Below are 13674 nucleotides of genomic sequence, written 5' to 3'. Positions count from 1 at the left end.
GACAGTCGATGCCACTGGCGCTGTCGAAAATCCCAGGGATGGGCGAAGTTGGTGGTCAGGCGGCGCGAAGCCGCAGCGCCTCCCAGGCGAACGTGGCCACCCAGTGCGAAGACATGTACTCGTCTGACACTGACGCGCCCAGCCCACGGGCCATGAGCAGATCGACCCGAGTCAACATTCCCGTCGCCTGATCGGCAAGCTCAATATCGTCACCTTCGATGCCGATGCGTTGCAAGAGTGGTGCCAAGCGCATGACCGATGCCGCCACCGACAGCCCCAGACCGTAGAGGTGACTCTGTTGCCCGTCTGCGGGGTGGAGAACTTCTACCGGAGTCAGTGTTGGCGAACCTGGTGTCAGCTTGGAAAGGAAGCCAGGCAGCCACGCTGCCAGCTCGTCCTCAGTGAGAACCTCGGCCATGAGATCGGCCTCGCAGAGCCCGGGGGAGAGGAAGTCATGGCCGCTGCGCTCCTGACGGAAGTTCCAGGCTTGGTCCTCGGCATAGAAGCGGCGGGCAGCCTTGGCGATGGCGTCGACGACATCACTTCGGTCCTGTGTGCGGGCACCGATGAGGATGCGGCGCAGAGCGAACGCCGTGTTCGAGTGGACCCCGTGGCGTACCGGCTCGGGGACCTTCGGCAGCCATTCGAGAATCAGGTCGAAGACGGTATCGGTGAGGACCTGGGTATGTTTTCCCAGCGTTCGCAGTTCAGAGTTCTCACTGGCGTTGAGAGCCCGGTTGAGGTCGATGGCCCATGCCCAACCATAGGGTCGTTCCCAGCTCGGGTTATCTCGGAGGAAGCCCGCCTCGGCGCGCATATTATTCTCGCTGAGGTGGGTGGAGAGTGTCTCGATGGCTTCGTCTCGCCAATCCGCACTACGGGCTGACTTGGTACCCAGAAGTGACGCCAACAGGTAGTGCATGTGCACGCTGGAGTGCCAGTCGAAGGAGTTCGCGAAGGCCGGGTTCTTCTCGCTTGCCGGCACGATGTCGATCAATCCGCGTGCGACGTGGTGGGCGGCGAACGGATATTCGCGGGTGATGTTGGCCAGGGCCACCTCGGCGAAGGGGCGGACGAAATCTTCAGGTGTTGGCATTGATCCTCATCAGCTCGGGGTCCCTATTTTACTTCGCCGAACAGCGCAGACGACTAGGCTGGGAATACAGGGAGCAGGGCCAGCAGGAGGCAGGTGAGCCGTGACGACGACACCCCGAGTTTTCGGCAAGACCGTCGATGAGCACACTCGATGCGTGCACTATTCGACCGAGCTCGACATCATCGCCATTCGCTTTGCCTGCTGCGACCGGTACTTTCCCTGTCATTTGTGTCATTTCGAATGTGCTGAACACTCGGCCCAGCAGTGGCCCCGCGAGCAGTGGAATCAGAAGGCCATTCTCTGTGGACAGTGTTGGACGGAGCTGACGATCGACGCCTACCTGGGTGTGAGCGCGTGCCCGGATTGCGCGGCACCATTCAATCCGCGCTGTGCGGCACACGCGGATTTCTATTTCAGCTCCCAGTAGAGGCACCTCTGCGCCCCGCCTGACTGCACATGTGGTGTCACTGCGCGCGTAACCTGGCAGGAGCACGCTGCACTTGGAACCACTGATTCTCCATATCAATGAATGATTCGAGAGGTGACGCAAGATGTCTATCGATGCCTATATCTTCTATAGCGACGGAAAATGCGCTGAAGCCTTCAAGCGATACCAGGAAATCTTCGGCGGCGAATTGACGATCATGCCGATGAAGGACGTGCCCGAAGACCAGCGGATGCCCGGTTCGACCGATGACACGGTCATGCATGCCGCCTTGACCTTCGATGACACGCTGCTCATGGGATCCGATGACACCACGGGCGATGGTGGCCCCAGGTTGGGTATCGCACTGTCCTACACGGCCGCCGATCTGGCGACTGCTGACACGGTCTTCGCTGCGCTGGCCGACGGCGGCGAGATCCAAATGCCGCTTGGTCCGACGTTCTGGTCCGAAGGGTTCGGCATGTGCCTCGACCGGTACGGAGTGCCGTGGATCGTCGATACCGCCCAGTCTTCTGACGGTCCTGGGGAGTGACTGGCCGGGGAAGAGTAACTATTGTCGAATCATGAGCAGAGCTGAGAGCCTGCGGCAGTCCGCGATGGTTGAAAGGCAATGATGGCCAACGACAGCACTCACTGGATCGGTGCCCCGTTCTGGATCGAGACTCTCCAGCCGAACGTGTCGGAGGCGGCCGAGTTCTATACTCAGCTCATCGGCTGGGCCGTCGAGGACCCCGGTGAGAACGACAATGTGCTCGTGGCTCGGTTGGATGGGCAGAGCGTCGCTGGTATCGCTCAGGCACCGCGGGCAGTTCCAGCCGGGTGGTTGATCCACATCCTCGTCGACGACGTCGATGCCTCGATCGCCGAGGCTGAAACCGCGGGTGGAAGCTGTCTCCTGCCGTCTTTGGAACAGAATTCGGGTGGACGAGTCGCGATCCTCGCAGATCCAAGCGGCATCCCCTTCTGTGTCAATGATGGCCAGGGCGTCGAGGGGGCCGAGATTGTCGGCGAGACCAACTCCTGGTCAATGTCCTCGCTCCACAGCCCCGACGCTCGAGCGTCGCAGGATTTCTACGGTGCGCTTTTCGGCTGGGAACTCCACGAGGTCTCGGGTGCTGCTCCCTTCTCACGGTGGAGTCTCGACGGGCACACTATCGGTTTGCTCTCCGACGCAGGCAATGCGCCCCCTCACTGGGCAGTCAACGTAGCCATCAGCGACGCAGACACCACCGCAGCGCTCGTTGAGTCGCTGGGCGGCACGGTCGTGCTCGAGCCCTTCGACACCGAGAGCCACCGGAACGTCGTCATTGCTGACCCAGCCGGCGCTGTTCTGGCCTGCAGTGCCGAGCACTCGAGCTGATGAAGCTGCCGATCACCACGGCACCGTGCCTTCGTCGCTGGTGAAGGTCCCTGTCGGGCCCTCGGTTCCGCGCAGTGCCACGGTGACGATATGGGCCGCACCCTGTTCGACGGTCTTCGTTCCCTGGAAGGCGTTGAGTGCTGTTGACGTCATTCCCGGGTCGACGGTGTTGACCGGGATGCCCTCTGAGTCGAGTGCCGTGGCGAAGGCCAGGGACACTGCGTGCAGGGCAGTCTTAGTCACGGAGTAGAGGCCGAACATCTGCCGATGCGGGTTTTCAGGATCGGCGTTCGCCGCCAGCGAGCCACCGCCGCTACCGACGTTGACCATGCGCGCCCCGGGCGCGGCGCGCAGCAGCGGAAGAAGAGCTTGTGTCAGCGCGATGACTCCGAAGACATTGATCTCATACATATCCCGCACTGTCTCAAGCGGCGCATTGGTCACCAGTCCGGAGCGGGCTCTCTCAGGCAGCGGTGTGCTGCGATCTCCAAGGAACGACACTCCAGCGTTGTTGACCAGCAGGTCGAGGCGGCCGTACTCCGCGTTGATGTGTTCTGCGGCCGCACTGATGGAGTCTTCGTCGGTGACGTCGAGCTGGAGGGCGGTGGCGTGGCCGTCGATCTCGGCAGCAGCCCGACGTCCGCTCTCCTCGTCTCGGGATCCCAGCAGGACGGTGAAGCCCGCGGCTGTCAGGTCCTTGGCGACCTGCAGGCCGATTCCTCTGTTCGCGCCGCTGATGAGGGCGACTGGATGTGATGTGGGCGTTGATGGGGTAGTGGTTTCTGTATTCATGTCTTCTAATCTGCCTGGTTCTTTTCGTACTTGTAATAATGCAGAGTCCGCAAATGATGCTCTATAGTTCAGGCATGGCTGGTGATCATCTCTCAGAAGTGCTCGACCTCATCGCGGTGCGTGGTGTGGTCTCCGGTGGTGCTGCCGTCAGCGGCCAGTGGTCGGCGGAATCAGAGGTCGACGAGGAACTGAAATTCTGCGCGATTGTGCGCGGACGGGCCACACTGAGCACCGATGGAATCGAGGCTCCGGTCACGCTGGTTGAAGGAGAAGTGGCGATCCTCAATGCCCGGTCGTGGCTCTGCCTGCGCGGGGGCGCCGGTGACGGGCCGCTGACCCAGGTGGCGCAGCCGTCGAACGGTGAGATCGCTCGCCTCGACGTCGCTGACCCTGAGAATTCGGACATCTTCATCGGCGGTCGGATCGACCTTGATTCCGCCGGCCATGAGCTCCTCTTTGATGCGCTGCCGCCGGTGGCCCACATCCGGACCTCCTCCCCATCGTCCTCGCGCGTGAGCGGGACCATCGATCGCCTCTTCGAGGAGATCTCCTCGAAACGACCCGGCGCGGACTTCGCCGTCCGTGAGTACAGCCAACTGCTCATTCTCGACGTCCTGCGGGCGTTCGCCGATCAGCCCGCCGTTCCATCGGGATGGCTGAGGCTGCTGGGCGACGATCGGCTGAAGCCTGCTCTCGACCTCATCCATGAACGCCCCGAGGTAGCCTGGGGACTCAACGACCTCGCCCAGGCCTCAGCGATGTCGCGCACGGCCTTCGCCGTTCGCTTCCGCGAGGTCGCGGGCATGCCGCCGCTGACCTACCTCGTGCGGTGGCGGATGCTCTTGGCCAAGCGCGAACTGCGCTCAGCCGACTCGCGAATGCGACTGCTCGCCCTCAAGCTCGGGTATTCCTCGGAGAGTTCCTTCAGCTCCGCGTTCAAGCGCAATGTGGGCGAATCTCCTCAACGGTATCGGACGCGCATGCTTGCTCTGCAGTCTCCGAAGAAGACTGCGGCCCACGTCTGACCCTGCGTCAGTGGGGTCGCATGGCCTGGGAGACGCACTCACGCAGCAGCCTCCGACGGGAGGAGTGCGCCTCGGCGGGTTCACTGCTGTCGGCGGCGTAGACATTGCTCACCGGCGACCACGCCATCGACATCGCGATGACCATCGCCATGATGTCGAACGGGTCGCCATCCCGGACCTGGCCCGACTTCTGAGCAGCGGCGATGGCCGAGAGTTTGTGGTCATCATAGTCATCGTGGGCTTCGGAGAGGTGGCCCGTGGGTCGTCTCTCCAATCGCGTCCAGGTGGCCAGTCGGATGAGGTCGGGGCGACGGAGGTATTCGTCGTAGAGGCGCACAGCCCAATCGGCGAGGTCCTCGGCATCGATGGGCGCCGTGTTGGTGATGCTGTCGAGGGAATCGAGGAAGATGGCGTCGAAGAGCTGGCCCTTGTCGCCGAAGTAGGAGTAGAGCTGAGCCTTGTTCGTCCGTGCGGCCGACACGATCCGGTCGACGCGGGCCCCGGCGATGCCGTGCTGGGCGAACTCCTTGGTGGCGGCGTCGAGGATGCGCTGGTAGGTCGCCGCCCCGCGGGGGGTCTGGGGTTGTTCGGGCATGCAAACACAGTATCAAACAGACCAGTTGGTTTGCTTTACAGGGAGGGTGGCAGTACGCTGAATAGACCGAATGGTCTATTCAGGGAGATCTGTGATGCGAACGACCACTGGATGGCAGGCGACTGGCTCCTCGGAATTGAGTGCAGGTCTGCTGGAGCGGCGCGAACTGCGCCCGGATGACATCGCTGTGAGGGTTGACTACTGCGGGCTCTGTCACAGCGACCTGCAGGCACTGCGTGACCATGATGGTCACTCGCGCCTCGTTCCAGGGCACGAGTTCACCGGCGTCGTCACCGAGGTCGGGCTCGAGGTGGCAGCTTTCTCCGTCGGCGACAGTGTCGCGGTGGGCAACATCGTCGATTCCTGCGGTCAGTGCCGGATGTGCCGGGCTGGACAGGAGAACTTCTGCCACGAGTTTCCCACCCTGACCTATGGAGGGAAGGATCGTGTCGACGGATCGACGACCCTGGGCGGGTTCTCGCGGGAGTACGTTGTCCGCGAAGATTTCGCCTACCGACTTCCCGAGGGGCTGGATCCAGCCGCGGCGGCACCGCTGATGTGCGCGGGCATCACCGTCTGGGAGCCGCTGCGCGCGTTGGATGTCGGGCCGGGTGTACGTGTTGCTGTGGTCGGGCTCGGAGGCCTCGGCCATCTCGCAGTCAAGCTCGCGGTCGCACTCGGTGCCACCGCGACCGTGATCAGCCGCTCCTCGGACAAGGCCGACGATGCCGGCCGACTCGGCGCGGATGGGTTCATCGTCTCCACCGACTCTGCGCAGATGACCGCGGCGAGGGAGAGTTTCGACGTCGTCATCGACACCGTCTCGGCACCACACGACATCGCACCCTATCTCAAGCTGGTCGGGCTGGACGGGACTCTCAGCGTCCTCGGCTATCTGGGTGCGCTCACCGTGGAGGTCGCCGACCTGCTCATCGGCCGAAAGAAGCTCAGTTCCGCAGGCAGCGGGGGTCGACCTTCGACCGCTGAAATGCTGCAGTTCTGTGCCGACAGCGGGGTCGTCCCCGACGTCGAGGTGCTGCCGTCCTCACAGGTCGATACGGCGCTTGAACGACTCGCAGCAAACGATGTGCGGTACCGATTCGTCCTCGACATGTCCGACCTGGATTGATCCGGCAGGATGGCGTCATGACCGAGCATCCCCAGCACCACCCGCTCATCCTCGCCGATACTGCCGAGTGGCGAGACTGGCTGGCGCGCAATGACGGCACATCAGACGGCGTGTGGCTGCTGCTGGCAAAGAAGAACGTCACCACGCCGACATCTCTGAGCTACCAGGAGGCTCTCGAAGAAGCCCTGTGCAGCGGTTGGATCGACGGACAACGTCGAAAGTTCGACGAAACGACATTCGTCCAGCGCTTCACTCCCCGCCGCTCCCGCTCGAACTGGTCGAAGCGCAATGTCGAGATCGTCCAACGCTTGAGCGACGACAGACGAATGCGGGAGCGCGGTGCCGCCGAGGTCGCTGCTGCCAAAGCGGACGGACGCTGGGCCAATGCGTACCTTGGGCAGGCGCGGGTGACCATTCCCGATGATCTTCGTGATGCTCTCGCCAGAGCGCCAGAGGCCCACGCCGCGTTCGATCGGTTCACTCGTGCAGAGCGGTACTCAGCAATGCTGCCGATTCTCACTGCCCGCAGCGACGAGACAAGGGCCAGGATCATCGCTCGACTCGTCGACCGCCTCGGCGAGGTCGACCAGTGACAAGGCTGAGGCTCAGCCCTTTCGGCCCCGGTGGTTCGCCTCCGGCAACTCAACATACGCGAGGTGCTGGTCTGCCGAATAGCAGACGATCTTGCCTTTGTGATTCTTGGTTTTCCTGAGGATCCCTGCCTCGGCGAGCTCGACGAGAGCCCTATGGGCAGCAGCGCGAGAGACTCCGTGCTCGACCGCCACCGAATCGATGGTGATCACCGGCTCTCGCGCTAAGCAGTCGAGGATTTTGAGGATGACCGAACCGGCCCTCGGGTGGATCGGTGACTTGCCGATTTCGCGGCGGTGCTCGGCGAGATCGAGGCGAACTGTCTGATCCAGCGCTTCGATGTCTTCGGCCAGGAGGACAGCGCTTGCGGCGGCCGCTTCGACCGCCTCGGCGAAGGAGATGACCCACTGATCAAGGTCGGCTGGGTCTTTGCGATACGCGTTCAGGCCACCGATATAGGCGTTCGTGTTGGCCGCGAAGACCGTGCTGATCGGCACGAGCACAGTACGGAGTGCATCGGAACGTTTGAGGACCGTGTGGACGAGCGCTCGCCCAGTTCGGCCGTTCCCGTCGGCGAAGGGATGGATCGTTTCGAACTGAGCATGGGCGATTGCGGCGCGGATGACCGGATTGCCCTCCGTGGCCGTGATGAACGCAGCCAAATTCGCGACGAGCCGTGGAACCTCAGCTGGTGGTGGAGGTACGAACTCTGCGCGCAGCGGGCTGTTGCCCGGGCCGCCCACCCAGTTCTGGGCTTCTCGCAGTCCAAAGGCAAGCCGCGGCTCGATCGAGTGCTGGAGGTCTTCGATGTCCTTGACGCTGATCGCCCGAAGTGGGTCGGCGATCTCGTCGATGGCGTTTTCAGTTGCCCGTACGTTGGCGATGACATCTAGGGCCACACGATCGCCGTACTTCAGACGCTCAGCGATGGCCAGTTTCTTCGGACTGAGTCGATTGCCCTCGATCCACGAGGAGGAGATGCTTTCGGACCGGATAAGCAGATGGTTGAGGTAGGTGCTGCCCGACGAACTGATCCGCTCGTCGAGTCGAGCGAGGACGACCGCCGCTTCCTCGGCTGCATACTGTGCTTTGGCGCCGAGTTCTGGGAGCGTGATGGCAAGCTCATCGGGCAGATATGCGCGGTATGTACTTGAGGCTCTGTTCTTCTTGCTCAGCCCGGCTGGGTTCGGAGGAGTCCATCGGAGTTCGACGGTGTAGGGCATGGACTGGTCTCCTCTCGGGGCAGGGTGGGCATATGTGTGAAAAGTACAGCTTAATATTTACTTTAATGTACTTAAAGTAAATATTTGTAACGAGTGTCTGACATTGTTGAGGCGGGTTGCACGTTTTGGATAGGTAGCTGGCATCGCAGTCCGACCCCTCGAACAGCCCCCGAATATCCTCGGCCGTATTCTCCTCGATCGTGCCCTCGGCAACGTAGCGGTAGACCATGACGTTCTTCGTCTGTCCGATACGGTGGGCTCGGTCGATCGCCTGCTTCTCCGTCGCGGGATTCCACCACGGGGCGTGATTGGGTATGACAAACAACTTGATATTCTCGGTGACTGGACCTTGATCGAGACCCCCGGGGTGAACCAGCCACTGACCGATTGAACTACACGGCTTACCGTCTTGGGCGTGCTCTCGATCGGTTCACGGAGAACTTGTCGCTCTCCCATGGGGTGACGTTGTCCCAGTTCCTCGTTCTCCAGGTCCTGGGAGAGGGGCTGCCGCTCTCCAACGCCCAGCTGGGCCGACGTACTTTCGTCAGCTCCCAGGCCGCACACCTCGTGGCGAACGAGTTGCTCGAGCTCGGTCTGGTAAGGCGCGGAAGCCACCCAACTAACCGCCGGATCCGCCTGGTCCAGCTCACGAAAACCGGCTGGGATCTCGTCCAGACCTGTACCCAGGAGCTTCGCGACCACCAACGCCGTCTGACGGAGGCCGTAGGTGAGGACCTCGGCAATTCCATCGTCGCGGTGCTTGACCACGCGGCACGGGAGTTGGCGGGTGGGTACTTCGGGGATGACGAGGCGGAAGCCGAAGCGGTCACCCGCCGCCAGCTCACCAGCCGCCCGCGACACGTCCCTTCCCGGCTGGCGGCCAGCCGCTTGAAGGCCCTCGATCGTGAGGCGAACGGCACCCCGCCAGCCTGAAGAGGTACCGCCGCCTACGATTGAGGCCGTGCCCGCAGCCCAACCAGTACCGCACAGGCCAGGACGCTCGCCGACGAGACTCCGAGCGCCACCCGTCCGGAGCTGGCGTCGATCACCCAGCCCATCGCCAGCGCCCCGAAAGGCACCATTCCATAACTGCCCAGGGTCACCCAGGACATCATCCGGCCGATGAACCTCGGCGGCACCGATTCCTGGGCAGCCGCATTCACGATCCCCTGATAGTAGCCCAGACCGACCCCCAGCGTGGGGGCAGCCAGCAGGAACAGCGTCAGCGTCGGAGCAGCGGCGTTGACGGCCAGTGCAGCGCCGAACACGGCCGTGGCCAACACCAGAGACCGCACGCTCACCCACCCCCGGCGGGCCGCGAATACACCACCGGCCACTGCTCCTAGGGACTGATGCAAGGATCGGTGACGACCTCGCCAGCTTATGGGTCATCGAAGGCACAGGAAGCTATGGAGCACTGCTAGCCGGTACCGTCGCACGAGACGGATACGAAGTCATCGAAGCACCCAGAGTCACCGCCTACGCTTCAGCACGGCCAGGGCCGGTAAATCCGACCCGCTGGATGCCGCTGCCATTGCAACAGCCAACCTGCCGCTTGACCGAGCAAAGTCGCGAATCCCACGCCACGATCAAGGAGCACGAGCGAGTCTGCGTGTCCTGCTCGCGGCCAGAGAACAGATGACCGACGAACGCACTGCGAAAGTCAACGCGCTCATCGCTCTATTACGCAGCGTCGACCTCGATATCGACGCTCGTCACGCACTCACGCCCGACCAAATCACGACGGTGGCACACTGGCGTACGCGTCGTGAGGAGCTGTCGGCCTCGACGGCGCGAATCGAAGCCACCCGTTTGGCCAAACGCATCACGACCCTCGATCTCGAGCTCAAAGACAACCATGTGCGCATCACTGAAATGCTCCCGGCCACGCCCGCTGCCGCGCTATTGGAAGAGACCGGGATCGGACCGGTCAATGCTGCAGTCGTCTACACCGTCTGGTCGCATCCGGGGCGGGTGCGTTCCGAGGCTGCGTTCGCCGCCCTTGCCGGAGTCAATCCCATCCCAGCGTCGTCGGGAAACACTGTCAGCCATCGGCTCAACCGTGGTGGCGATCGTCGTCTCAATAGTGCACTGCATATGGCCGTCGTGGTCAGGATGGCCCACGATCCCGGCACTCAGGAGTACGTTGACCGGCGAACGACGGAGGGCAAGACTCCACGAGAGATTCGTCGGTGCCTCAAGCGCTATCTCGCTCGTCACTTGTACCGAGCACTCAACGCACTTCATGCCAGCACTGAGACCAGTCCCGAGGTGCATTGACTGATATAGAAGATTCGGATCATGATGACTGGGGGCATAAATCATGCCGAGGTCCTCAGACCAGCGACCCCTCCTATCCTGACGGATGTTGGGGCTACTTAAAAGGTAACGGGTCGGCAGACAATTCGTCAGGGATATGGGCAAAGCAGCGGCCGGCAGCGCGAACTTTTCTACACGAGCCGGCAGGGCCAGACAGTGCCCAATGACGTTCCACTGTCGTCGCCGCTCCCGACCGGCTCAGTCTGGCTCAGACCGATGCGGTGACCGGGCCATTGCCCGGCAGTGCGGTCCAGGCCGCATAGGACCCGTCGAGTTCGGCGACCCGGTGTCCGGCTCGCCGCAGCGCACTGGCGGTGACGCTGTTGCGCTTGCCGGTCTGGCAGTAGGTCACGATCGTGCCCGAATTCGGAAGCCGGTCCTGTTCCCAGAGGGCGCGGCCGCCGCTGAGCTGCTGCGCTTGGGGGAGATGTCCCTGGGCGTACTCATTGGCATTGCGCACATCGAGCAGCAGGCTGTGCTCGAAGTCCGGCAGATCTTCAGGCGAGATGACTTCCGGGATCGTGAGGTTGAGTCCCTCGAGTGAGGTGATGTAACCGGTGACGGTGTCGATGCCGACACGCATCAGATGTGCCCGGAATGCCTCGGCTCTCGCGTTGTCACGGGCGAGGACGACGAGCGGTGTGGAATCGACGGTCGGATCATAGACCCAGGCGCCGAAGCTCGCGGCCTTCCCGAGCCCGGGGAGGTTGAGCGAGTCGGCGACTGTGCCTCCGTGAACCTCGTCGTGACTGCGAGTGTCGACGAAGACGGCCTCGTCGGCCTGCAGCGCCGAACGCAGACCCGCGGCCGAATACTCGGTCAGCGGAGCCGCTGTGCCGAAGAGCTTCGGCCCTTCACGATTCTCGACCTTCATCCGGGCGAAATAGGCATGGGCGTCCGGCTGGCCGGCGAGCAGTTCGTCGATGAAGCCCTGCTCGTCGTTGTTCTCGACGAATTTCGCCCACCACGAGAAGTTCCGCTCGTATCCGACGGTGCTCGTCGGGACTGCGCCCAGCGCCTTGCCGCAGGCGCTGCCGGAGCCGTGGGCCGGCAGGATCTGCACGTAGTCGGGCAAGGACAGCAGTCGATCACGGAGGCTGGCGAACAGCTCCTGTGCTCCGGCGAAGCGGGTGTCGACGCCGTCAGCGGCCTCATCGAGCAGATCGGGCCTGCCGATGTCGCCGACGAAGACGAAGTCACCGGTGAGCATGAAGCCTGGGGCATCGGCCTGCGCCCCGTCGGTGACGAGGAACGACAGGTGCTCGGGGGTGTGGCCGGGAGTGTGCACAGCCATGAGCGTGATGTTGCCGAGGACGATCGTGTACCCGTCCTTCATCCGCTCCGCCTCGTCGAAGGCGTCACCATAGGTCCAGTCCGGTCCGCCCTCGTCGGAGACGAGCATCCGCGCCCCCGTCGCCGCGGCCAGCTCTCGGGTGCCCGAGAGGTAGTCTGCGTGGATGTGCGTCTCGGCTGCCATCGTGATCGTCAGGCCATGCTGGTCCGCGAGGCGGAGGTAGTCATCAATATCGCGCCGAGGATCGACGACGATGGCCTCGCCGCTGGCCTGGCAGCCGATGAGGTAGCTCGCCTGAGCCAGGTCTTCGTCATAGATTCTTTCGAGCAGCATCTGGGGCCCTTCCTTGTCCGATGTCTCTTGTTCTGTGTGTCGGCCGCCGCATCTCAGCGGCCGAGGAGGCGAGCGAGGAAGCCGACTCTCTTGTTCGTGCGAGCCGTTTCGACCTCAGCGTTGGTGTGCTCGCCGTTGCACCACTGTCCGTTGGGCACGGACTGCTTCACTGATTGGATGTGGTTGCCGCATCCGGCCCAGGTCGTCTTCTCGCAGACTTTGCACGTCACTGCTCTGCACATGGTGGCCTCTTTCATCGCTGTCATCGGAAAGTGTTCGGGATTCTGTTTTCGGATACCCCGGTGGGTATGACTTCAATATACCTATGGGGGTATACTGATTGTCAACTCGAGTACAGAACGACCACGATGGAGGAACGCTCATGACCGACCAGACTCTGCCCGCAGGACACCCGGGAACGAATGCCGAGGCCGAGGCTGGGGCTGAGCTCGCCGGCGCGACCGCGACCAGCACTGGAGCGACCGGACTGGAGCCGGCGCCTGAGAACGTCCTGTCGAATCCGGCGGCACAGAAGAAGATCGTCAATCGGCTGCGTCGCGCGCAGGGACAGCTCGGTGCTGTCATCAGCGCTGTCGAGGATGGGTCCCATTGCCGCGATGTCGTCCACCAGCTTTCGGCCGTGACCAAGGCCCTCGACCGTGCCGGCTTCCTTGTGATCTCGACTGCGCTGCGCGAATGCCTCGACGACGAGACGGAGGACCGCGCGCAGGTCGACGAATTGGAGAAGCTCTTCCTGACTCTGGCTTGAGGGACTCCCGCCCTCACTGGGAACGCAGACCCGCCTGCGCTGAGGAGGTAGCTGCGCTCAGCCCGGGTCGGCTTCTGTCTCCTCGTCCTCTTCGTCCTTGCTCCCGCGATCGAAGAGGACGATGAAGGTCGCTCCCGCCAAGACCAGCCCGGAGACGATGACCGCGATGGGTCCGAAGTCGAACGGCAGAACGCCGCGCAGGATTTCGCGCACAGTCGAACTCGGATCGGCAAGTGTGGCGGCAACGAAGATCGCCACGAGAATCGAGACGCCCAGTGCTGCGAGCCGATTCCATCTGCCGCTGATGCGTCCGGATAGGAGCCGTCCGGCCTTGATGATCCTGCCGGTACGCAGGATCCTCAGAGCGCCGACGAGCCGGATGATGCGGAACAGCTGAACGGGCCCGAGGGCGAAGACGACTCCGATGACCACGAGAACCGTGAGCACCACCAGCCACAGGTGCCGTTTGAACCAGGACTTCTTGCTCGGAGTGACGAGGAAGAGGATGAGGGTCTCCCCGACGAGAACCAAACCGGAGAGGAGGTTGATGACTCTTCCTGCATCGCTCCACGGCTCGGAGAGGAAGGTGAGGAACACGGCGGGAATCGAGACGAGTGCGGCCACCAGAACCGGCACTGCCAGGCGTGCCTGCCAGCGCTGCTCTCGGGCCGCCGCTTTCGAATCCTCAGTCATCGTCACTATC

At 62.9% G+C, this 13674-nt stretch carries 16 protein-coding genes and 1 pseudogene; 9 read left to right on the top strand and 8 right to left on the bottom strand.

The window, feature by feature from the left end; genetic code table 11:
- Positions 1–55: 55 nt before the first annotated feature.
- On the bottom strand, positions 56–1096 hold the full coding sequence (locus tag BLT92_RS07925) for a DUF2891 family protein (protein ID WP_092104658.1): 1041 nt from the start codon (positions 1094–1096) through the stop codon (positions 56–58).
- 100 nt (positions 1097–1196) lie between these two features.
- On the opposite strand from BLT92_RS07925, the gene BLT92_RS07920 reads away from it, so the two are divergent.
- From BLT92_RS07920 to BLT92_RS07910, 3 genes are all read left to right on the top strand, one after another.
- On the top strand, positions 1197–1523 hold the full coding sequence (locus tag BLT92_RS07920) for a CHY zinc finger protein (protein ID WP_092104657.1): 327 nt from the start codon (positions 1197–1199) through the stop codon (positions 1521–1523).
- A gap of 124 nt (positions 1524–1647) precedes the next feature.
- Entirely contained in the window at positions 1648–2073 is a 426-nt protein-coding gene (locus tag BLT92_RS07915) for a VOC family protein (protein WP_092104655.1), read from the top strand.
- A 78-nt stretch (positions 2074–2151) separates the two neighbouring features.
- Positions 2152–2901 (top strand): VOC family protein, encoded by a 750-nt coding sequence (locus BLT92_RS07910; protein ID WP_197679687.1) that lies wholly within the window; start codon positions 2152–2154, stop codon positions 2899–2901.
- 12 nt (positions 2902–2913) lie between these two features.
- Here BLT92_RS07910 and BLT92_RS07905 read toward each other — a convergent pair whose 3' ends face one another.
- Entirely contained in the window at positions 2914–3693 is a 780-nt protein-coding gene (locus BLT92_RS07905; RefSeq protein WP_092104653.1) for an SDR family NAD(P)-dependent oxidoreductase, read from the bottom strand.
- Positions 3694–3767: 74 nt separating this feature from the next.
- Between BLT92_RS07905 and BLT92_RS07900 the strand changes: the two genes are divergently transcribed.
- Positions 3768–4718 (top strand): AraC family transcriptional regulator, encoded by a 951-nt coding sequence (locus tag BLT92_RS07900; protein WP_092104651.1) that lies wholly within the window; start codon positions 3768–3770, stop codon positions 4716–4718.
- A gap of 7 nt (positions 4719–4725) precedes the next feature.
- On the opposite strand, the gene BLT92_RS07895 is transcribed toward BLT92_RS07900, so the two are convergent.
- A complete protein-coding gene (locus BLT92_RS07895) occupies positions 4726–5313 on the bottom strand; it encodes a TetR/AcrR family transcriptional regulator (RefSeq protein WP_092104649.1) in 588 nt (195 codons plus the stop codon).
- A gap of 94 nt (positions 5314–5407) precedes the next feature.
- On the opposite strand from BLT92_RS07895, the gene BLT92_RS07890 reads away from it, so the two are divergent.
- Together BLT92_RS07890 and BLT92_RS07885 are read left to right on the top strand one after the other, a co-directional pair.
- Positions 5408–6442, top strand: coding sequence for an NAD(P)-dependent alcohol dehydrogenase (locus tag BLT92_RS07890; protein ID WP_092104647.1), 1035 nt, complete (start codon positions 5408–5410; stop codon positions 6440–6442).
- Between the two features lie 17 nt (positions 6443–6459).
- Positions 6460–7035 (top strand): YdeI/OmpD-associated family protein, encoded by a 576-nt coding sequence (locus BLT92_RS07885; protein WP_092104645.1) that lies wholly within the window; start codon positions 6460–6462, stop codon positions 7033–7035.
- A gap of 12 nt (positions 7036–7047) precedes the next feature.
- Here BLT92_RS07885 and BLT92_RS07880 read toward each other — a convergent pair whose 3' ends face one another.
- Complete coding sequence (locus BLT92_RS07880; RefSeq protein WP_092104643.1) at positions 7048–8256, bottom strand: Fic family protein; 1209 nt, start codon at positions 8254–8256, stop codon at positions 7048–7050.
- Positions 8257–8643: 387 nt separating this feature from the next.
- On the opposite strand from BLT92_RS07880, the gene BLT92_RS07875 reads away from it, so the two are divergent.
- Entirely contained in the window at positions 8644–9189 is a 546-nt protein-coding gene (locus BLT92_RS07875; RefSeq protein WP_157691388.1) for a MarR family winged helix-turn-helix transcriptional regulator, read from the top strand.
- Between the two features lie 14 nt (positions 9190–9203).
- On the opposite strand, the gene BLT92_RS07870 is transcribed toward BLT92_RS07875, so the two are convergent.
- Positions 9204–9593: an MFS transporter gene (locus tag BLT92_RS07870; protein ID WP_092104638.1), complete on the bottom strand. Its 390-nt coding sequence runs from the start codon at positions 9591–9593 to the stop codon at positions 9204–9206.
- 41 nt (positions 9594–9634) lie between these two features.
- Here BLT92_RS07870 and BLT92_RS07865 point away from each other — a divergent pair.
- Positions 9635–10536 (top strand): annotated as a pseudogene (locus tag BLT92_RS07865) (IS110 family RNA-guided transposase); the annotation flags it as partial.
- 247 nt (positions 10537–10783) lie between these two features.
- Here BLT92_RS07865 and BLT92_RS07860 read toward each other — a convergent pair.
- Both BLT92_RS07860 and BLT92_RS07855 read right to left on the bottom strand, forming a co-directional pair.
- Positions 10784–12202 carry an MBL fold metallo-hydrolase gene (locus BLT92_RS07860; RefSeq protein WP_092104634.1) on the bottom strand — a complete coding sequence of 473 codons (1419 nt, stop codon included), beginning with the start codon at positions 12200–12202 and terminating at the stop codon, positions 10784–10786.
- Between the two features lie 53 nt (positions 12203–12255).
- Positions 12256–12468, bottom strand: a complete 213-nt coding sequence (locus tag BLT92_RS07855) for a hypothetical protein (protein WP_407922877.1) — start codon at positions 12466–12468, stop codon at positions 12256–12258.
- A gap of 221 nt (positions 12469–12689) precedes the next feature.
- On the opposite strand from BLT92_RS07855, the gene BLT92_RS07850 reads away from it, so the two are divergent.
- Positions 12690–12971, top strand: coding sequence for a metal-sensitive transcriptional regulator (locus BLT92_RS07850; RefSeq protein WP_231939146.1), 282 nt, complete (start codon positions 12690–12692; stop codon positions 12969–12971).
- Between the two features lie 57 nt (positions 12972–13028).
- Here BLT92_RS07850 and BLT92_RS07845 read toward each other — a convergent pair whose 3' ends face one another.
- Positions 13029–13664 carry a hypothetical protein gene (locus BLT92_RS07845; RefSeq protein ID WP_092104630.1) on the bottom strand — a complete coding sequence of 212 codons (636 nt, stop codon included), beginning with the start codon at positions 13662–13664 and terminating at the stop codon, positions 13029–13031.
- Positions 13665–13674: the final 10 nt, after the last annotated feature.

The sequence above is a fragment of the Brevibacterium picturae genome, from assembly GCF_900105045.1.
In the GTDB taxonomy this organism is placed as follows: domain Bacteria; phylum Actinomycetota; class Actinomycetes; order Actinomycetales; family Brevibacteriaceae; genus Brevibacterium; species Brevibacterium picturae.
The sequence above is the reverse complement of the archived record's forward strand: the minus strand, read 5'-3'. Positions and strand labels throughout refer to the sequence as shown.

Bases quoted from the DNA above. Each gene is read 5' to 3' on its own strand.
- BLT92_RS07925 (WP_092104658.1), bottom strand. From the start codon at position 1,096: ATGCCAACACCTGAAGATTTCGTCCGCCCCTTCGCCGAGGTGGCCCTG.
- BLT92_RS07915 (WP_092104655.1), top strand. From the start codon at position 1,648: ATGTCTATCGATGCCTATATCTTCTATAGCGACGGAAAATGCGCTGAA.
- BLT92_RS07910 (WP_197679687.1), top strand. From the start codon at position 2,152: ATGATGGCCAACGACAGCACTCACTGGATCGGTGCCCCGTTCTGGATC.
- BLT92_RS07905 (WP_092104653.1), bottom strand. From the start codon at position 3,693: ATGAATACAGAAACCACTACCCCATCAACGCCCACATCACATCCAGTC.
- BLT92_RS07900 (WP_092104651.1), top strand. From the start codon at position 3,768: ATGGCTGGTGATCATCTCTCAGAAGTGCTCGACCTCATCGCGGTGCGT.
- BLT92_RS07895 (WP_092104649.1), bottom strand. From the start codon at position 5,313: ATGCCCGAACAACCCCAGACCCCCCGCGGGGCGGCGACCTACCAGCGC.
- BLT92_RS07890 (WP_092104647.1), top strand. From the start codon at position 5,408: ATGCGAACGACCACTGGATGGCAGGCGACTGGCTCCTCGGAATTGAGT.
- BLT92_RS07885 (WP_092104645.1), top strand. From the start codon at position 6,460: ATGACCGAGCATCCCCAGCACCACCCGCTCATCCTCGCCGATACTGCC.
- BLT92_RS07880 (WP_092104643.1), bottom strand. From the start codon at position 8,256: ATGCCCTACACCGTCGAACTCCGATGGACTCCTCCGAACCCAGCCGGG.
- BLT92_RS07860 (WP_092104634.1), bottom strand. From the start codon at position 12,202: ATGCTGCTCGAAAGAATCTATGACGAAGACCTGGCTCAGGCGAGCTAC.
- BLT92_RS07855 (WP_407922877.1), bottom strand. From the start codon at position 12,468: ATGACAGCGATGAAAGAGGCCACCATGTGCAGAGCAGTGACGTGCAAA.
- BLT92_RS07845 (WP_092104630.1), bottom strand. From the start codon at position 13,664: ATGACTGAGGATTCGAAAGCGGCGGCCCGAGAGCAGCGCTGGCAGGCA.